Origin of the sequence: Kocuria marina, assembly GCA_014652975.1 — a bacterium.
Classification (GTDB): Bacteria; Actinomycetota; Actinomycetes; order Actinomycetales; family Micrococcaceae; genus Kocuria; species Kocuria marina.
Genome location: BMZV01000003.1, coordinates 1 through 18873 on the forward strand (window position 1 = coordinate 1; position 18873 = coordinate 18873).

Genomic DNA, 18873 nt, shown 5'->3' on the forward strand with positions numbered 1-18873 from the left:
AAAACAAAAAAACTTTGGTATCAACAAACTAGACACACTATTGAGTTGACAAACAACAAACCACACCACACGGCCCCTCACCAGGGCCACAACGGTCGGTTGTCCGATCGAGCCGCTCCGGGCCGATCGACGATTTTGGGAGTTGCCTCTCGGATCGAACCTCTTCGGTCCGCCGCGAAGCGACTCATCAAGCTTAGTTCCGCGTTGCTCGGCGTGTCAACTTGACTGTTCAAGCCGATTCGCTTCGCGCTGCCGAATGCCAGGTAACCATAGCATGAACGAGGTCCGACGTGTCGGGCTGATCTTTGCCGGTCACCCCGCGGCTCCGGTTCCTTCTCGGTTCCTCGCCGCGGCGACTCGGAATACATTACACACGAGCCGGGACCGGCGCAAAACGCTGGCCCCGGCTCGCGGGTGCTCCGCCGTGCGGCGGTTCCGGGCGTCCATGCCCGGGGTATGTGATCAGGGGCCCGACGGGGACCCGGTGCCCGACGATCAGCTCCCGACCGTGACGGCTGCCAGGTTCTTCTTGCCCCGGCGCAGCAGCGCGAACCGACCGTGCAACAGGTCGTCCGCGGTCAGGGTGGCGTCCTCCCCCGAGAGCTTGCGGTTGTTGACGGAGGCACCGCCCTCCTTGAGCGTGCGCCGCGCGGCGGACTTGGATTCCGCCAGGCCCGTGGCCACGAGCAGATCCACCACGGCGTGCTCACCCGGTGCGACCTCCGCGTGGGGCAGCTCTGCCGCGACCGCCGCGAGCGTGTCTTCGTCCAGGTCCTCGAAAGAACCCTTGCCGAACACGGCGGCGGACGCCTCGATCGCCTTGCGCGTGGCCTCGGGCCCGTGCACCAGGGTGTTGACGTCCGAGGCCAGGACCTTCTGGGCCTCACGCCGGAAGGGTTCCTCCTCGGTGAGACGCTGCAGTTCCGCGATCTCCTCGCGGGTGCGGAAGGTGAAGACCTTGAGTCGATCCGCCACGTCCGCGTCCGCGGTGTTGAGCCAGAACTGGTAGAAGGCGTAAGGCGAGGTCAGTTCCGGATCCAGCCAGATGGCATTGCCCTCCGACTTCCCGAACTTGGTGCCGTCCGAGTTGGTGATCAGCGGCGTGCCGATCGCGTGCACCGTGGCACCCTCGGCCTTGCGCACCAGGTCGGTGCCGGAGGTGAGGTTGCCCCACTGGTCGGAACCGCCGGTCTGCAGGACGCAGTCGTACTGCCGGTACAGGTTGAGGAAGTCCAGTCCCTGCAGGATCTGGTAGCTGAACTCGGTGTAGGAGATCCCCTCTTCCGAGTTCAACCGCTTGGCCACGATGTCCTTCTTGATCATGGTGCCCACGCGGAAGTTCTTGCCGATGTCCCGCAGGAAATCGATCGCGGACAGCTGGGACGTCCAGTCCAGGTTGTTGACCATGCGCGCGGGATTGTCCCCCTCGAAGGACAGGAACCGCTGGACCTGTTCGCGCAGCAGGTTTACCCATTCGGCCACGGTCTCGCGCGAGTTGAGGACGCGTTCCGAGGTCTGCCGCGGATCACCGATCAGCCCGGTGGATCCGCCGACCAGACCGATCGGGTGGTGTCCCGCGAGTTGGAGTCGGCGAAGCAGCAACAACTGCACCAGGTGTCCCAGGTGCAGGGAGGACGCCGTGGGGTCGAACCCGCAGTAATACGTGATGGGACCACCGTCGAGCGTTTCCTGCAGGGCCTCCGCATCCGTGGAGACCTGGACGAGTCCGCGCCAGTTCAGCTCCTCCCACAGGGAGGAGAAGGACGGATCGTTGTGCTGCGTGCTGAGATCGGTGGTTGACACGTGGACTAAGTTATCAGGCCGCCGTGGGGTCCCCGGCGCCCGGTTCCCCGGGTTGCGGGGTGATCCCGTCGGGCAGTCCGTGGGCCGCCACGAGGTACAACCGCTGGGTGGGACGGGTCATGGCCACGTACAGATTGCCCGGGCCCCCGGCGGGGTCGTCCGCGATCTCCGTGGGTTCCACGACCACCACGGAATCGAACTCGAGGCCCTTGGCATCCCACGGGGTGAGCACCATGATCCGCCGGTCCAGGCTGCGCATGCCCGCGGCCACGAGCCCCGGGAAGGCCTCGTCCAGGGCCTTACCCACCGCGGCCAAACGTCCCCCGGGGCACACCACTCCCACGAGACCCCCGGCGAGCCGCTCCAGTTCGCGCCGCACCTGCGCCACGATCTCCGCGGCCAGCTCCGCCTCGACGGCCACCGGCACGATCACGGGCGGATCGCCGCCGCGCACCGCCGTGGGATCGGAGACCGCGATCCCCGTAGCCTGCGCGACCCGCACCGCGGCGTCGGCGATCGGTTGCGGGGTGCGGTAGTTGACCGTGAGTTCCTCGAGCGTGAATCGCTCCCCCACGAACGGCTCGAGCGCCTCGTCCCAGGTCCGGGCCGCCGCCGCGTTCCCCGCCTGAGCGATGTCACCGACCACCGTGAAGGACTTCAGGGGGCACCGGCGCATGAGCACGCGCCACTGCATGGGCGAGAGTTCCTGCGCCTCGTCCACGACTACGTGCCCGTACGCCCACGTACGGTCCGACGACGCCGCTTCGGCCGCCGTCATCCGGTGCGGCGCCTCAGCGTTGAAAGACGTGAGCTGTTCGACCGTGACGACGCCCTGGGCACCGATGTCCTCGAAACCCTCCGCCATGGCCTCGAGCGCCTTCTGCGCCGATTCCTGGGCCTTGCGCTCCTCGAGCGAACGGTCCCCGCGCACCTTGATACCGGCGGACTCGAAGTCGCCCAACAGTTCCGCGGCCTCGTCCAGCAGGGCGACGTCGGGTACGGTCAACGGCGCGTCGACGGGCCGCAGCAGGCGCGAGACCTGGGCGTCCGAGAGCCGCGGGGCGGCGGAGCGCAGGTAGTGCTCCTTGCCGAACAACTGAGCCACGAGTTGCTGGGGTGTCAAGGGCAACCACAGCAGGTTGAGCGCGATGCGTACCTCTCGGGACTGTCGCAGGTCCTCCTTGAGGTACGAGCGGTCCATCGTGGTCCCGGCCTTCTCGTTGAGCTCGTCCCCGAGGTTCTGGGCGAGCTCCTTGACGATGACCTTCACGAACGTCTCGCGGGCCTCGTTGTGCGGCTTGCCCGTGGCGCGCGCACGCTCCCGGGCCCGGCGCACAAGCGAGGGTTCGAGCCGCACGCGGTGGCCGTCCACGGTGAGCCACTGCGTGCGCTCGGGAACCTTCTGCCGGTCAGCAACGGCGCGCTTGATGACGTCCACCATGTGCAGCCCGGACTTCCAGCGGGTCACCCAGGGGTCGGTCTCGACCGTGCCGTGCACACCCGGATAGAGGTCCGCGAGGGACGACATCACCACGCCGGTCTCCCCGAGCGCCGGAAGCACGCGTTCGATGTACCACAGGAACGACGACGACGGACCCACGATCAGCACACCCGACTTGGCGAGCCGCTCCCGGTGTTCGTATAACAAGTACGCGGCACGGTGCAGGGCCACGGCGGTCTTGCCGGTACCCGGGCCACCCTGGACCACGCGCACCCCGGACAGCGGGGCGCGAATGATGCGGTCTTGTTCGGCCTGGATCGTGGCGACGATGTCCGTCATGCGGCCCGTGCGCTCGGAGTTCAGGGCCGCGATGAGTGCGCCCTCGCCGTGCACAACCTCGGCGTCGGAGACGGCACCCGGATCCAGGACGTCGTCCTCGAGGGCGGTGACGTCCCGCCCGTCCATGATGAGGTGGCGTCGACGCACCAGGTCCATGGGGTTGGCGGCGGTGGCCTGGTAGAAGGCCCCGGCCTCGCGGGCCCGCCAGTCCAGTACGAGCCGGCGGTGGTCCTCCGTGGCCAGTCCGAGCCGGCCCACGTAATGCCGCTCCCCCTCGGTGGTGTCCAGGCGACCGAAGACCAAACGTTCATCCACCGAGTTGAGTTGGGTGAGGCGGTCCTCGTAATGCGTGGCGAATGCGTCACGTTCGGAGCGCGCCTGGTGTCCCCCGCCGAAGTTCGTGGTCCGGACGCGGCGCAACTCATCCGCATTGAGTTGCCGCAACTCGTCCAACCGGGCGTAGGCCTCGGCGACGTAGCGCCGTTCCTCCCCCAGTTGCCGGGACACCTCCACGGATGCGGATTCCTCCACGCACTTCACCTCACGCACACTGCCGACGGGTCCGGTCGCTCAACCGGCGATCGTCTATCCTACCGCTCGATCCGCGCGACTCCCCCGTCACACGCGCAACAGTGCGCGCACGCGATGCCCGCCCAGTTGGGCCCGGCCGCGCAGCGCAGTCAGCTCCATGATCACGCCGAAACCCGCGACGTTGTACCCGCCGCGCGTCAACAACGACGCCGTGGCACCCAGGGTCCCGCCCGTGGCGAGGAGGTCGTCCAGGACCAGGACGCGCGAACCGCGGGGAGCGTCGTCGGTGTGGATCTCCAGGGTGCCCGTGCCGTACTCGAGGTCGTAGGCCTGGGAGATGGTCTCGCGCGGGAGCTTGCCCGCCTTGCGCACCGGGATGATCCCCACCCCGGACGCGTACGCCACGGCCGCGGCGATCATGAATCCGCGCGCCTCCACACCGGCCACGCAGTCGTACTGGCCGCGGAAGGCGTCCACGAGCGCGTCCACGGTGCGCTGGAAACCGTCCCCGTCCGCGAACAGGGGCGTGAGATCGCGGAAGAGCACCCCCGGCTCGGGATGGTCGGGGATCTTGGCGCACAACCGGTCGATCATCTGTTCCACGGATTCAGTCACCGCTCCATCGTATCCGGCGCACCGCGCGGCGGGCGGTGCGCTAGCGCGTGCGGCGGCGTTTGACGGTGGCCTTGCGGTACGGGGACACCGTGGGCTCGCCCGGCAGTGCGTAGCGCCACGGGTACGCGTCCGTCCCGCCCTCCCCGGACACGCCCGTCCGGGCCGTCACGACGACGTCGCTCGCGGGGCGTTGCGCCAGGACCAGTCCGGTCCACGTGTCGTCACCGCGCCGTTCGACCTCCTTGCGCGCCCGGGTCACGGGATCGGGGGCGATGCCGAGATCGGCCAGCGCGGCGCCGTCGTCGTCGCGGGTCAGTGCGAGGGCTTGCGCCACGTTGCCGGGCCCGCGCGCGAGCGAGGCGAAGGCCGGTGCGGAACTGCGGTTCGCGAGCCTACGCTGCGTGGCCACCTCGGAGCCCAGCACGACCTCACCCGAGCGGATCAGGACACCGCCCCCGACGCCCTCGGGCCGGCACACGAAGTTCACCGCGTGATGCAGCCCGTACGTGAAGTACACGTAGACGTGCCCGGGCGGGCCGAACATCGAGGCGTTGCGCGCCGTGCGACCCCGGTAGGTGTGGGCCCCGGGATCCGGCAGGTCCGAGTCCTGCGGGCCGCCGTAGGCCTCGACCTCGGTCAGCCGCAGCCCCACCGTGCCCCCGGGGCGCGCGCACACGAGGACGGCGCCGAGCAGCCGGGGAGCGACGTCGGGGGCCGGGGCGAGGAGAAGCTCGTGCAGTCCGGCCGTCACGAGACGACGGGCTCGCGCGCAGCAAAGGCGTGCAGCTCCACGAGCTGCCGTTCGAGCTCGGTGAGCTGTTGGGCGACCGCGTCCGGCGCGGTGCCGCCCTGGGAGTTGCGCGAGGACAGGGAACCCTCGACCGTGAGCACCTCCCGGACCCCGGGCGTGAGGTGCGGCGAGATCGCGGCGAACTGCTCATCGGTCAGGTCCCACAGCTCGATGCCCTCGTCCTCGCACACGCGCACGGCCTCCCCGGAGACCTCGTGCGCCTCGCGGAATGGGACGCCCTGGCGCACGAGCCATTCGGCGACGTCGGTCGCGAGCGCGAAACCCTGCGGGGCGAGCTCGGCGAGGCGCTGCGTGTGGAACTCGAGGGTCGCCATCATGCCCGTGACGGCGGGCAACAGCACCTCGAGCTGGTCGATCGCGTCGAAGACGGGTTCCTTGTCCTCTTGCAGATCCCGGTTGTACGCGAGCGGCAACCCCTTGAGGGTCGCGAGCAAACCCGCGAGGTCACCGATCAACCGCCCGGCCTTACCGCGCGCGAGTTCCGCGACGTCCGGGTTCTTCTTCTGCGGCATGATCGATGAGCCGGTCGAATAGGCGTCGTCCAGGGTCACGAACGAGAACTCCTTGGTGGCCCACGTGGTCACCTCCTCGCTCATCCGGGAGACGTCCACGGCGGCCATGGCGCACACCCACGCGAACTCCGCGTAGACGTCCCGCGACGCGGTGCCGTCGATCGAGTTGAACACCGCGGAGTCGAAGCCGAGCTCGGCCGCCACGGCATTGGGGTCCAGGCCCAGCGACGATCCCGCGAGCGCGCCCGAACCGTACGGGGACACCGCCGCACGGTTGTCCCAGTCGGCGAGCCGCTGGACGTCCCGCAGTACCGCCCACGCGTGGGCGAGCAGGTGGTGGGACAGCAGCACGGGCTGGGCGTGCTGCAGGTGGGTGCGCCCGGGCATGGGGGCGTACGGGTGGCGCCGCGCCTGCTCCACGAGGGCTCGCACGAGCTCCAACAGGTTGCGCGCGATGATCGAGGCGTGGTCGCGCAGGTACATCCGACCCAGGGTCGCGATCTGGTCGTTGCGGGAGCGACCCGCGCGCAGCTTGCCGCCGAGGTTCGCCCCGGCGCGCTCGATGAGCCCGCGTTCGAGGCACCCGTGGACGTCCTCGTCCGACGGCGACGGCGCGTACGCCCCGCTGCGCACGTCCGCCTCGAGCCGGTCAAGTGCGTCCAGCATCCCGCTCAACTCGTCCTCGCTCAACAGGCCGGCCGTGTGCAGCACGCGGGCGTGGGCGCGGGACCCCGCGATGTCGTACGGCGCCAGACGCCAATCGAAATCGGTGGACTTGCTCAGCGCGGCGAGGGCGTCCGCGGGCCCGCCCGCGAATCGACCGCCCCACAGGGCGCCCTCGTTGGTTCCGTGCTGCTCGTGCTGGGCCATGATGCTCCTCGTGGACGTCGTGGGACCGTGGATTGCCGGGCACTCACCCGGCGTGGGGAACGGCCGGGCTCCAGTCTAGGAGCCCGGCCGTTCGCGATGATGTGGTGATCACCCGCGCACCGGGGCGCGGGAGACGGATGTCAGCCCTCGGCGAGGCCCTGCTCGCGGCGGGAGGCCACCTTGGAGGACATCCCGAACAGTTCGATGAACCCGCGGGCGTTGGACTGGTCGAAGGAGTCACCCTCGTCGTACGTGGCCAGGTTGAAGTCGTAGAGACCCGTGGACGAACGCCGCCCGGTCACGGTGGCCCGGCCCGCGTGCAACTCCATGCGGATGTCACCGTTGACGTACTTCTGGGTGTCCTCGATGAACACGTCCAAGGACTTCTTCAACGGGGAGAACCACTGGCCGTCGTAGACGAGCTCGGTCCAGCGCTGACCCACGGTCTTCTTGAAGCGGGCCTGCTCGCGCTCGATCGTGACGTTCTCGAGTTCCTTGTGCGCGGCGATCAACGCCATGGCACCCGGGGCCTCGTAGATCTCGCGGGACTTGATGCCCACGAGCCGGTCCTCAACGATGTCGATCCGCCCCACACCCTGGGCACCCGCGCGGCGGTTGAGCTCCTGGATGGCCTGCAGCGGCGTGACGGGCTTGCCGTCGAGCGCCACGGGCACGCCCTGCTCGAACGTGATCACGACCTCGTCCGCGGCGGGCGGGAACGTGGGATCGTCCGTGTAGTCGTAGACGTCCTTGGTGGGCGCGTTCCAGATGTCCTCGAGGAACCCGGTCTCCACCGCGCGGCCCCACACGTTCTGGTCGATCGAGAAGGGGTTCTTCTTGGTCGTGGCGATCGGCAGGTTGTTGTTCTCCGCGTACGTGATGGCCTTCTCACGGGTCAACGCGAGGTCACGTACCGGCGCGATGCACTTGAGTTCGGGACCCAGGGTCTGGATGCCCACCTCGAAGCGCACCTGGTCGTTGCCCTTGCCCGTGCAGCCGTGGGCCACCGTGGTGGCACCGAACTGCTTCGCGGCCTTCACGAGGTGCTTGACGATCACCGGGCGGGAGACGGCCGAGACCAGGGGGTAGGAGTCCATGTAGAGACCGTTGGCCTTCAACGCGGGCATGCAGTACTCGCTCGCGAACTCGTCACGGGCGTCCGCGACGTACGCCTCCACGGCACCGCAGTCCAGGGCGCGCTGACGCACGGTCTCGAGGTCCTCGCCACCCTGTCCGACATCCACGGCCACGGCGATGACCTCGGCACCGGTGGCCTCACCGATCCACCCGATGGCCACGGACGTGTCCAATCCGCCCGAGTAGGCCAATACCACGCGATCACTCACGGTGCTTTCCTCCACAACTGCTCGATGACGCCGACTACGCGGGAGTGCCCCGCGGCTCATGCATGACTATACACAGCAATCAGTATTTATGCATCGAGGGTCAGTTCGCGCTTCAAAATCTTGCCCGTAGGGCCCTTGGGCAGCTCGTCCACGATCCGGTAGATCCGGGGGTACTTGTACTTGGCCACACGCTCCTGGACGAACGCGTCCAGCTCTCGCGTGAGCGCCTCGCGGCCCTTGGACTGGAGCACCCCGGACTCGAAGACCACCACGGCCCCGACCTCCTCGCCGTGCTTCTCGCTCGGGACTCCCAGCACCGCGGCCTCCACCACGCCGGGGAACTGGTAGATGGCCTCCTCGACCTCGCGCGGGTACACGTTGTAACCGCCGCGCAGGATCATGTCCTTCTTCCGGTCCACGATGAAGAACGCGCCGTCCTCGTCCTCGCGGGCCATGTCACCGGTGTGGAACCAGCCGCCGCGCATCGCGTTCTCGGTGGCCTCGGGCTTGTTCCAGTAGCCCTTCATCACGTACTGCCCGCGCACCACGAGCTCACCGACCTCGTTGGTGGGGACCTGCTGGTCGTCCCCGTCCACCACGCGCAGCTCCGCACCGCGCACGGCCGTGCCGATGGAGCCCGGCTTGCGCTCGTTGCCCGGTTGGTTGAAGCACACCACCGGCGAGGTCTCGGACAGCCCGTACCCCTCGAACACGGTGGTGTTGAAGACCTTCTCGAACTTGACCATGACCTCCACGGGCATGGGGGACCCTCCGGACACGCCGGCACGCAGGTCCACGCCCTCGACGGCCTGCGGGTCCTGGTTGGCCTGGTGCAGCAGGGCCACGTACATGGTGGGGACCCCCGCGAAGATCGTGACACCGTCGCGGCGCAGGATCTCCAGGGCCTTTCCCGGGTGGAAGCGGGGCAGCAGAGTCACGGCCGCACCGCTGCAGATCACGCCGTTGAGCGCCACCGTCTGGCCGAACACGTGGAAGAAGGGCAGCCCACCGAACATCACGTCCCCGTGGTGCAGGTTGAACACCTCGCCGGCGACCTCGGCGTTGGTGAGCAGGTTGTGGTGGGTCAGCTCCGCCCCCTTGGGGCGGCCGGTGGTCCCGGACGTGTAGAGCAGCACGGCCGTGTCCGAGTCCTGACGCTCCACGACGTCACGGTCGGGATCCACACCCTGGAGGCGCTCCACCGTTCCGCGGGCGCTGATGGGCAGCACGTTGAGGCCCTCGATCTCCTCGGCCGCCTTCTGGCTGGCCTGCGCCATGTCCTCCCACGCGAGCACGAAGGAGCACCCGGAGTCCTGGAAGTGGTAGGTGAGCTCTCGGGGCGTGAGCAGGGGGTTGAGGGGGACTACGATGCCGCCGGCGCGCAGGATCGCGTAGTACAGCACGGCCATGTGGGGCACGTTGGGCAGCACGAGGGCCACGCGGTCCCCCGGTCGGATGCCGTTGGCCTTGAGCAGCGCCGCGCCGCGGGCGGAGAGATCGTCCAACTGCCCGTAGGTCATGTGCAGCTCGTCGAGAATGATCGCGGGATCGGACGTGTACTGGGCGGCCGAGGTGGTGAGCAGGGTGGCCAGGTTGGTCATGGGTCCTCCAGAAGACGGTGTGAGTTCTAACACGTGATACTGCCCGTATCGGATATTCGAGTCAAACGTCGACCCCGCCTGGATTCCGCGTGCGACACTAGACAGCGCCGCACGCGACGAGCCCCGGCCGCCGCTCTCCGCAATCCCGTCAATTCGTTCCCGGGCCACGGGCCGTGGCCCCCGCACAGGAGGATCCCCCGTGACCGACCAGCACAGAAACGCGCAGAGCCCCCAATTCACCGAGGCGGAGCTGGCCTACGTCTCATCCCTGTTCGACGCCGCCCGCAACGGCGACACCCAGCTGCTGAGCTCTGCGCTCGACGCCGGGGTGCCGGTCAACCTCACGAACAGCAAGGGGGACACCCTGCTGAACCTGGCGGCGTACCTGGAGCGCGAGGAGACGGTGGCCATGCTGCTCGCCCGCGGCGCGGACACCGAGCGCGTGAGCGACATGGGCTTCACTGCCCTGGTCTGTGCGGTGTTCCGCGGCAACGAGCCCATTGCCCGCGCGCTGCTCGAGGCGGGGGCGGGCCAGGCCACGGGTCACCAGCACGCACAGGACGTGGCCCGCGTCTTCGGCCAGGAGCACCTGCTGCCGCTGCTGGAGAGCTACGAGACGCGCGAGGCCTGAACCGGGCGGACGGCACCTGCTCTTCCAGGGGCTGGGGGCCCACCGCCGGGAGGTGGCACGGGCGCGGACGGCGCGCGGGCGGCGTCGTCCGCGTGCCTGGTGGGCGCGCTCAGCGGGCGAGGTCCAGGAACTTCCGCGCGAGCTGCTCCCCGCCCTGGGGATCCCGGCTGACCACCATGATGGTGTCGTCCCCGGCAATGGTGCCGAGCACCTCGGGGAGCAGCGAGTGGTCGATCGCCGAGGCGAAGTACTGCGCGGCCCCGGGCGGGGTGCGCAGGATCACGAGGTTGGCGCTGCCCTCGGCCGTCACGAGCAGCTCGCGGCACAGTGCGGCGAGCTTGGCGTCGGTGCTCTCGCGGGTGACGCCGCTGGTCGGGGACCGGTCCACCCCCGCCTGTGGAACCGCGTAGACCATGCCCCCGCTCGCGGAGCGCACGCGCACCGCCTCGAGTTCCACGAGGTCCCGGGACAGGGTCGCCTGGGTCACCTGGATGCCGTCCGCCGCGAGCAGTTGGGCCAGTTCGGCCTGCGAGTGGACGTCTCCTCCGGTCACAAGTTCGAGGATCCGGGCCTGGCGCGCCGTCTTGGTCGTGGGGATGCTCACCGTGCCTCCTCCCGGCGCAGGGCGGCGGGCAGGTCCGCGGCCAGTCCCGAGGAATCCAGCAGGAAGGTGAGCAGGGCCTTCTGCGCGTGCACCCGGTTCTCGGCCTCGTCCCACACCCGGGACGCGGGGCCGTCGATCACGTCCGCGGCGACCTCGAAGCCGCGGTAGGCGGGCAGGCAGTGCAGGAACACGGCGTCGTCGGCCGCGTGCGCCATGGCCTCGGAGGTCACGGAGTACGGCGTGAAGATCTGCGCGCGCTCGGTTTTCTCGCTCTCCTGGCCCATGGACACCCACGTGTCGGTGACGACGGCGTCCGCGTCCTTCAGCGCCTCTCTCGCGTCCGTGGTCACGAGCACCGAGCCGCCGGTGAGCTCGGCGCGTTCGCGGGCCGCGGCGACGACGTCCTCGCGCGGCAGGTAGCCTTCCGGTCCGGCCACGCGCACGTGCATGCCGGCCGTGGCGCAGCCGAGCAGGTAGGAATTCGCCATGTTGTTGGCGGCGTCCCCCAGGTAAACCAGGGTGCGCCCGGCCACGTCCCCGAACTCCTCGCGCAGCGTCAGCAGGTCCGCGAGGATCTGGCACGGGTGGTAGTCGTCGGACAGGGCATTGATCACCGGGACGTCGCTGAACTCGGCCATCTCCTCGAGCCCGGACTGCGCGTACGTGCGCCACACGATCGCCGCGAGCATCCGGGAGAGCACGCGGGCGCTGTCCGCGACGGTTTCCTTGTGGCCCAGCTGGGACTCCCCCGGGTTGATGATCAGCGGGTTGCCGCCCAGGTCGCTCACCCCGGCCGCGAACGAGACGCGGGTGCGGGTGGAGGTCTTGTCGAAGATGATCCCCACGGTCTGCGGACCCGCGAGCGGGCGGCGGGAGAACCGGTCCGCCTTGAGGGCGGCGGCAAGGTCCAGGACCCCGGACTGTTCCTCGGGGGTGAGATCGGTGTCGACCAGGAAGTGACGGGGCACGGGGGATTCTCCTTCGGGTGTGGTGCTGTCCGGGGCTCAGCGGGCGCGGACGGTCTCGAGCACATGCGGCAGGGCCTCGACGAATGTGTCCGCCTGCTCCGCAGTGATGATGAGAGGCGGCGCCAGACGCAGCGTGGTGGGTCCGGTGGCGTTGAGGATGAATCCCGCCTCGCGCGCGGCGGCGACGACGCGCTGGGCCATGGGGTCCCCGGAGGTCCCGGCGTTCTCCGCGTCCTCGGTGTTCTCCGCGACGAGGTCCACGCCGACCAACAGACCGTACTGGCGGACCTCCCCCACCCCGGGAACCTCCCGCAGCCGCTGCGCGAGGTGGGCTCCCACCTCCCGGGCGTTGACGAGCAGGTTCTCGTTCTCGAGGGTCGTGACAGTTGCGAGTCCCGCGGCCATCGCCAGGGGATTGCCCCCGAACGTGGTGCCGTGCTGACCCGCTCCCAGTAGGGCCGAGACCTCCGGTCCCGCCGTGAGCATGGCCCCCACGGGGAACCCGCCACCGAGCCCCTTGGCGAACGTCACAGCATCCGGGAACTCACCCCGGGGCAGCTGGGCGGTGGCGGCGAGCCACGCGCCGGTGCGGCCCATCCCGGACTGCACCTCGTCCACGATCAGCAGTGCACCGCGCTCCCGCGTGAGCCTGCGGGCCAGTGCCAGGAACCCCTCGGGTAGCCCGTGCACGCCGGCCTCGCCCTGGACGGGTTCCACGATCACCGCACTCACGGTGTCGTCGAGTTCGCGCTCGAGGGCCTCCGCCGTGGCCGGGATGTGGGTGACCCCGGCGGGCAGCGGTTCGAACGGTTCGCGGTAGGCCGCCTTGGCCGTAAGTGACAGGGATCCCATGGTCCGGCCGTGGAACGAGTTCTCGAGTGCGAGCACACGCGTCCGGGGCCGACCCTGCGCGTCCGGGTGCGCGCGGCCGTGGCGACGCGCGAGCTTGAACGCGGCCTCGTTCGCCTCCGAGCCCGAGTTCGCAAAGAACACGTGGGAGCCCTCGGGCGCCCCAGTGACCTTGAGCAGTTTCTCGGCCAGGTGGATACTGCCCGGGGACGTGAACAGGTTGGAGATGTGCGCGAGGGTTCCCGCTTGCTCCGAGACCGCCCGCACCCACGCGGGGTGCGCGTGGCCCAGGGCGTTCACCGCGATCCCCGCGAGCAGGTCGAGGTACCGCTTGCCGTTGGCATCGGTGACGTGCACGCCCTCGCCCGACACGAGCACGAGTGATGGATCCCCGAACACTCCCAGAAGGTGTTCCTTGTACTCCCCCAGCAGTTCGTCCTGGTTGCTCATGAGTGCTCAACTCCGTCCGGTGTGACCTCTGTGCCGATACCCGTGTCCGTGAAGATCTCCAACAGGGACGAGTGCTCCGTGCGCCCGTCCACGATGCTCGCGCGCGGCACACCGCCGTCCACCGCTCGCAGAGCCGCCCGCATCTTGGGGATCATCCCCGATTCGAGCTCCGGCAGCATCTCACGCAGTTCCGCCGCGGATAGGGACGAGATCAGCGACGAGCGATCCGGCCAGTCCGCGTAGAGCCCCTCGACGTCCGTGAGGGCCACGAACTTCTCCGCGCCCAGGGCCACGGCCACCTCGGCGGCCGCCGTGTCCGCATTGACGTTGAGGACTTGCCCCGTGAGCGCACCCCGCCCCGCGGCATCGTCGTTCGAATCCGCGAGCTCCGGGGCGATCGAGGCGATGACCGGGATCTTACCGATGTCCAGCAGCTGCTCGACCGCGACCGTGTTGACGCGCGTGACGGTACCCACGAGACCGAGGTCCAGGGGCGCGCCGTCGGACCCGGTGCGCACGCGGCGCGCCTGCAGCAGCCCCGCGTCCTCGCCGGACATGCCCACCGCGTACGGGCCGTGGGCGTTGATCAGGCCCACGAGTTCCCGCCCCACCTGCCCGGTGAGGACCATGCGGATGACCGACATGGCCTCGGGCGTGGTCACGCGCAGACCGTCCTTGAACTCGGACGGGATGTTCAGGGACTCGAGCATCGCGCTGATCTGCGGGCCGCCGCCGTGGACCACGACCGGGCGGATGCCCACGTGGCGCAGGAAAACCATGTCCTCCGCGAAGGCGCGCCGCAGGTCGTCGTTGATCATGGCGTTGCCGCCGTACTTGAAGACCATGGTGGATCCCGCGTAGCGCTGGATCCACGGCAGGGCCTCCATGAGGGTCTCCGCCTTCGAGCGGGCCGTCTCGTACCTGGTGTTATCGCTGAGTCGTGACATGGTGGGCGCGCTAGCTGGAGTAGGCGCTGTTCTCCTCGACATAGTCATGGGTGAGGTCGTTGGTCCACACGGTCGCGCTCGCGTCCCCGGCCTTGAGGTCAATGAGGACGTCCACAGCGCGCAACGCCGCGAGGTCCACGCCCTCGCGCGGATCACCGATCGCGCCGTTGCGGCACACCGTCACGCCGTTGATGGTGACGTCGATCCGGTCGGGGTCGAACTGGGCGTCCGTGGTGCCCACCGCCGAGAGCACACGCCCCCAGTTGGGGTCGTTACCGAACACCGCTGTCTTGAACAGGTTGGAGCGGGCCACCGTGCGGGAGACGTCCTCCGCCTCGGTCTCCGTGGCCGCGCCCACCGTGGTGATCGCGATGTCGTGGGAGGCACCCTCCGCGTCCGTGATCAGCTGCTGCGCGAGGCTGTGGCACACCGCGGTCAGTGCGTGCGTGAACTCCCCCTGGTCCGGGCGCTGCGCCGAGGCGCCGGAGGACATCAGGACCACGGTGTCGTTGGTGGACATGCACCCGTCCGAGTCCGCGCGGTTGAACGTGACACGGCACGCCTCCTTCAGGGCGAGCGAGAGCTCCTCCGCGCTCAGGACGGCGTCGGTCGTGAGGACCACGAGCATGGTGGCAAGCCCCGGTGCGAGCATGCCCGCCCCCTTGGCCATGCCGCCCACGCTCCACCCTGCGCCGCTCACGCAGGCCTGCTTGGGGACGGTGTCCGTAGTCATGATGGCCTCCGCGGCCTCCGCCGCGGCACGCTGCCCGGGTGCGAGCGCGGCCACGACGGCCGGGACCCCGCCGCGCACGACGTCCATCGGCAGCTGCTCCCCGATCAGCCCGGTGGAGCACACCAGAACGTCCCCTGCGCCGATGCCCAGCTGCTCACCCACCAGCTCGGCGGTCTCGTGGGTGTTCTGGAAGCCCTGCGGGCCGGTACACGCGTTCGCCCCGCCCGAGTTAAGCACCACCGCGCGGGCACGGCCCTGCCGGATCACCTCGCGGGACCAGTGGACGGGGGCGGCGGCCACGCGATTGCTGGTGAATTGGGCGGCCGCGGCGTCGTCGGGCCCGGTGTTGACCACCAAGGCGAGATCACGGCCACCCGACTTCTTGAAGCCGGCCACCACGCCAGCGGCGCTGAAACCGGCCGCGGCGCACACGCCGGAGTCGGTGCTCACGGGGACGTCGGGAATGGGGTTGTGCGAGGACATCGCAGCTCCTGGTTCGGACGGGCGGTCGAGCGGGGACCCGGGATTCACGGTGCCACGCCCTGCGCGGCGAGGCCCGAGGTCTCGGGGAGGCCGAGGGCCAGGTTGAGGGACTGCACGGCGGCTCCCGCCGTCCCCTTGGTCAGGTTGTCGATGGCCGCGCTCACCACGAGCCGCCCGGCGTGCGGGTCCACGGCCAGCTGCAGCGCCACGTGGTTCGAGGCCTGCACCGACTTGGTGGTGGGCCACTGCCCCTCGGGCAACAGGTGGACGAACGGCTCGCCGTCGTACGCGGCGCGGTAGGCTTCCCGCACAGCTTCCTCGGTCGTGCCCGGGCGCAGCGCGGCGGTGGCCGTGGTGAGGATGCCGCGGGGCATGGGGGCCAGGGTGGGGGTGAACGAGATCCGCACGCCCTCGCCTGCCGCCCATCCCAGCCCCTGTTCGATCTCCGGGGTGTGCCGATGCCCGCCGCCGACGCCGTACGGGGACATCCCCCCCATCGTCTCGGCACCGAGCAGGTGAGGTTTCAGGGCCTTGCCCGCGCCCGAGGTCCCGGACGCGGACACGATCACGATGTCCTGGGGAGACACCAGTCCCGCCGCCAGCGCGGGTGCCAGCGCGAGCAGCGATCCCGTGGGGTAGCAGCCAGGGACGGCGATCCGGGTGGCGCCGGGCAGGTTCTCTCGCTGCTTGCGGCCGTTCGGGTCCACGAGCAGCTCGGGCAGCCCGTAGGGCCACGTGCCGGCGTGGTCTGAGCCGTAGAACGCTCCCCACGCTTCGGCGGACTCGAGCCGGTGGTCCGCCCCGGCGTCGATCACGACCGTGCCTGCGGGCAGCTGCTCGGCCAGCGCCGCGGACTGACCGTGGGGCAGGGCCAGGAATACGACGTCGTGGCCCGTGAGGTTCTGCGCGGTGGACTCGACGACGTCCCTGTCCGCGAGCGCGTGCAGGTGCGGCTGGAGCGCCCCGAGCTTCTGCCCGGCGGAGGAGTGGGCCGCCACGGTGGCGATCTCGATGTCCGGGTGCCCGCACAGCAGACGGAGCACCTCTCCCCCTGCGTAGCCGGTGGCGCCTGAGACTGCAGCGGTGTAGGTCATGGGCTCCACCATACCGTATTCCTATGCACTCCATTCAATATTTATGCATAACGCGTTCCAAATCTCTGCGCGGGTGACCGCCCGCCCCGCCGACCGCCCCGACGTGCACTGCCTTGTGCCGGGAGGTGCCGTAGCGCGAGACTGACGGGGACGCCGTCGTGCCCCTCTGCGAGCACGGCACCCCGCTGCGAGGAGGAACTGACAGTGAGCGAGACCACGATGCAGGCGATCGTCGCGCACGAGCCCGGTGGCCCGGAGGTGCTGCGCCCGGCCGAGGTGCCCGTCCCCGAGCCCGGCCCCCGGGAGGTCCTCGTGCGGACCGAGGCCACCGGTGTGAACTTCATCGAGACCTACCAGCGCTCCGGCGTGTACCCCGTGGACTTCCCGTTCACGGCAGGCTCAGAGGGCACCGGCGAGGTCGTGGCTGTGGGCTCAGAGGTCACCACCGTGCGGACCGGTCAGCGCGTGGCAACCTCCGAGGCCACCCGCACGTACGCGCAGTTCTTCACGGTGGAGGAGGACAAGGCGCTACCCGTGCCGGACGGCATGGACCCTCAGACCGCCGGTGCGCTGCCCCTGCAGGGACTCACGGCGCACTACCTGGTGCGGTCCACGTTCCCTGTGCAGCCCGGGCAGACCGCCGTGGTCACGGCGGCCTCCGGCGGTGTGGGCGGGCTGGCCATCCAGCTGCTCAAGCGCATCGGCGCCACCGTGATCGCGCTGACCTCCACTCCGGATAAGGCCGCGACGGCCAAGCGCCTCGGCGCGGACCACGTGCTCGGCTACGAGGGCTTCGCCGAGCGTGTGCGCGAGCTCACGGACGGCCTGGGCGCGGACGTGGTCTATGACTCTGTGGGCCGTACGACCTTCGACGAATCCCTCGCGGCCACCCGCGTGCGCGGGACCACCGTACTCTTCGGGGGCTCCTCCGGCCAGGTGCCCCCGCTGGACCTGCAGCGGCTCAACAGCTCCGGGGCGCTCTACGTGACCCGCCCGTCCCTGGCTTACTACACGCGGGACCGGGACGAGCGCACGTGGCGCTGGGGCGAGCTCATGGAGGCCGTGACCTCCGGGGGCCTCGAGGTCCGGGTGGGCGCCACGTACCCGCTCGACGACGCCGCCACCGCGCACCACGACCTCGAATCCCGCGGCACGCAGGGGAAGCTCCTGCTACTGCCGTGAGATGACACCGCCCCGTGGGTCCGGGAACCCACGGGGCTGTGCACCACCGGCTTGTGCCGGAGCGGAGATCCAGGTGTACTGACCGAGGACGTTGATCAAATGCGAGAACGGCGGCTGGTTCCCGCAGGCCGTGTGCGGACGGTGCTGGTTGTACTGGTGGCGCCAGTCGGACAGTGCGTCGCGGCGTTCTCGCTCGCTGGTGTAGCAACGGGCGTAGGCCACCCGTCGGCCATGGTGCGGTGGAAGCGCTCCACCTTGCCGTTGGTCTGTGGTCGGCACGGCCGCGTCCGCTTCGGGGTGATCGACAAGGCCTCCCAGGTGTCACGCCACAGGTGCGATCGGTAGGCGCCTCCGTTGTCCGACAGCACCCGTTCGATGGTGACGCCGTGTTTGCCGAACCAATGGACGGCTCGGTGCACGACGACGACGGCAGTGACGGCGGTCTCGTCATCGTGGACCTCGGTGTACGCGACACGGGAGTGGTCGTCGATGACGGTGTGGACGAACACGTAACCGAGCTTCGGGTTGCGCCACTTGGTCTTCGGCTTCCCAGGGGTCGCCGCACGATTGCGTTTTTCTTGGCGTCGGCCGACGTAGCGCCATCCACCGCCGTCGGGGATGTTCCCGAGCTTCTTCACGTCCACGTGCGGCAAGGAGCCGGGCTGGGGGTGCTCGTAGCGCCTGATCGACTCACCAGTGGCGCGGTCGATGTAGGCCGACCGGTTGAGGCGTGCGGTGGTGAGGATGCGGTGCACGCTGGACGCGGCGACGCCGAGGCGGGCTGCGAGCTGAACTGGCCCTTCCCGCATTCGGATTCGCAGGCTGACGCATCGCTTCTTGACAGGCTTCGGCGTCTTGTTCGGCGACGTCCTCGGGCGCGACGACCGGTCGTGCATGGACTCCCCGGCCCGGTAGCGGTCGGCCCACCGCTTCACCGTTGGCCACGACACCTGGAAGCGGGCGGCGACCTCACTGATCGGCCGCCCGTCGACGACGACGAGCCGGGCCACCTTGAGCCGGTGTCGGGGTGTGAGAGCTGCGTTGGCGTGTGACATGGAAGTCC

Annotated in this window: 15 protein-coding genes and 1 pseudogene; 2 read left to right on the forward strand and 14 right to left on the reverse strand. The window is 69.5% G+C overall.

The features are described 5' to 3' along the window. Window positions 1–495 precede the first annotated feature (495 nt). From tyrS to IE157_RS07775, 7 genes are all read right to left on the reverse strand, one after another. Window positions 496–1803, reverse strand: a complete 1308-nt coding sequence (gene tyrS, locus IE157_RS07745) for a tyrosine--tRNA ligase (protein ID WP_064845917.1) — start codon at window positions 1801–1803, stop codon at window positions 496–498. Between the two features lie 13 nt (window positions 1804–1816). Next, a complete protein-coding gene (locus IE157_RS07750) occupies window positions 1817–4132 on the reverse strand; it encodes a HelD family protein (RefSeq protein WP_098055818.1) in 2316 nt (771 codons plus the stop codon). 69 nt (window positions 4133–4201) lie between these two features. Then, on the reverse strand, window positions 4202–4729 hold the full coding sequence (locus IE157_RS07755) for an adenine phosphoribosyltransferase (RefSeq protein WP_318281390.1): 528 nt from the start codon (window positions 4727–4729) through the stop codon (window positions 4202–4204). A gap of 40 nt (window positions 4730–4769) precedes the next feature. Next, complete coding sequence (locus IE157_RS07760) at window positions 4770–5480, reverse strand: DNA-3-methyladenine glycosylase (RefSeq protein WP_193519659.1); 711 nt, start codon at window positions 5478–5480, stop codon at window positions 4770–4772. After that, window positions 5477–6922 (reverse strand): argininosuccinate lyase, encoded by a 1446-nt coding sequence (argH, locus tag IE157_RS07765; protein WP_193519660.1) that lies wholly within the window; start codon window positions 6920–6922, stop codon window positions 5477–5479. The genes IE157_RS07760 and argH overlap by 4 nt, the downstream gene beginning before the upstream one ends. Window positions 6923–7062: 140 nt before the next feature. Next, complete coding sequence (locus tag IE157_RS07770; RefSeq protein WP_064845922.1) at window positions 7063–8268, reverse strand: argininosuccinate synthase; 1206 nt, start codon at window positions 8266–8268, stop codon at window positions 7063–7065. 86 nt (window positions 8269–8354) lie between these two features. Next, a complete protein-coding gene (locus tag IE157_RS07775) occupies window positions 8355–9869 on the reverse strand; it encodes a long-chain-fatty-acid--CoA ligase (RefSeq protein WP_098055823.1) in 1515 nt (504 codons plus the stop codon). A gap of 199 nt (window positions 9870–10068) precedes the next feature. Between IE157_RS07775 and IE157_RS07780 the strand changes: the two genes are divergently transcribed. Next, window positions 10069–10500 (forward strand): ankyrin repeat domain-containing protein, encoded by a 432-nt coding sequence (locus IE157_RS07780; protein ID WP_064845924.1) that lies wholly within the window; start codon window positions 10069–10071, stop codon window positions 10498–10500. Between the two features lie 109 nt (window positions 10501–10609). Here IE157_RS07780 and IE157_RS07785 read toward each other — a convergent pair whose 3' ends face one another. From IE157_RS07785 to argC, 6 genes are read right to left on the reverse strand one after another with little or no spacing between them, the layout of a single operon-like run. Next, window positions 10610–11104 (reverse strand): arginine repressor, encoded by a 495-nt coding sequence (locus tag IE157_RS07785; RefSeq protein ID WP_131333160.1) that lies wholly within the window; start codon window positions 11102–11104, stop codon window positions 10610–10612. Next, a complete protein-coding gene (gene argF, locus IE157_RS07790) occupies window positions 11101–12072 on the reverse strand; it encodes an ornithine carbamoyltransferase (RefSeq protein ID WP_193519661.1) in 972 nt (323 codons plus the stop codon). The genes IE157_RS07785 and argF overlap by 4 nt, the downstream gene beginning before the upstream one ends. A 36-nt stretch (window positions 12073–12108) precedes the next feature. Beyond that, window positions 12109–13371, reverse strand: a complete 1263-nt coding sequence (locus tag IE157_RS07795) for an acetylornithine transaminase (protein WP_064845927.1) — start codon at window positions 13369–13371, stop codon at window positions 12109–12111. Beyond that, entirely contained in the window at window positions 13368–14318 is a 951-nt protein-coding gene (gene argB / locus IE157_RS07800) for an acetylglutamate kinase (protein ID WP_098055826.1), read from the reverse strand. Before argB ends, IE157_RS07795 begins: the two co-directional genes overlap by 4 nt. A 10-nt stretch (window positions 14319–14328) precedes the next feature. Then, a complete protein-coding gene (gene argJ / locus IE157_RS07805) occupies window positions 14329–15534 on the reverse strand; it encodes a bifunctional glutamate N-acetyltransferase/amino-acid acetyltransferase ArgJ (protein WP_064845929.1) in 1206 nt (401 codons plus the stop codon). Window positions 15535–15578: 44 nt separating this feature from the next. Further along, window positions 15579–16628, reverse strand: coding sequence for an N-acetyl-gamma-glutamyl-phosphate reductase (gene argC, locus IE157_RS07810; protein ID WP_064845981.1), 1050 nt, complete (start codon window positions 16626–16628; stop codon window positions 15579–15581). Window positions 16629–16847: 219 nt separating this feature from the next. Here argC and IE157_RS07815 point away from each other — a divergent pair, with 219 nt between their 5' ends. Further along, the gene (locus IE157_RS07815; RefSeq protein WP_064845982.1) at window positions 16848–17810 is read left to right on the forward strand and encodes a quinone oxidoreductase family protein; all 963 of its coding nucleotides are present in this window, start codon (window positions 16848–16850) and stop codon (window positions 17808–17810) included. Here IE157_RS07815 and IE157_RS07820 read toward each other — a convergent pair. Continuing rightward, window positions 17799–18865: pseudogene (locus IE157_RS07820) on the reverse strand (IS481 family transposase). The gene IE157_RS07815 and the pseudogene IE157_RS07820 sit on opposite strands and share 12 nt — an antisense overlap. Window positions 18866–18873 lie beyond the last annotated feature (8 nt).

Coding starts and splice junctions, on each gene's coding strand:
- argH (WP_193519660.1), bottom strand. CDS start 6,922: ATGGCCCAGCACGAGCAGCACGGAACCAACGAGGGCGCCCTGTGGGGC.
- argJ (WP_064845929.1), bottom strand. CDS start 15,534: ATGTCCTCGCACAACCCCATTCCCGACGTCCCCGTGAGCACCGACTCC.
- IE157_RS07775 (WP_098055823.1), bottom strand. CDS start 9,869: ATGACCAACCTGGCCACCCTGCTCACCACCTCGGCCGCCCAGTACACG.
- argC (WP_064845981.1), bottom strand. CDS start 16,628: ATGACCTACACCGCTGCAGTCTCAGGCGCCACCGGCTACGCAGGGGGA.
- IE157_RS07795 (WP_064845927.1), bottom strand. CDS start 13,371: ATGAGCAACCAGGACGAACTGCTGGGGGAGTACAAGGAACACCTTCTG.
- argB (WP_098055826.1), bottom strand. CDS start 14,318: ATGTCACGACTCAGCGATAACACCAGGTACGAGACGGCCCGCTCGAAG.
- IE157_RS07815 (WP_064845982.1), top strand. CDS start 16,848: ATGCAGGCGATCGTCGCGCACGAGCCCGGTGGCCCGGAGGTGCTGCGC.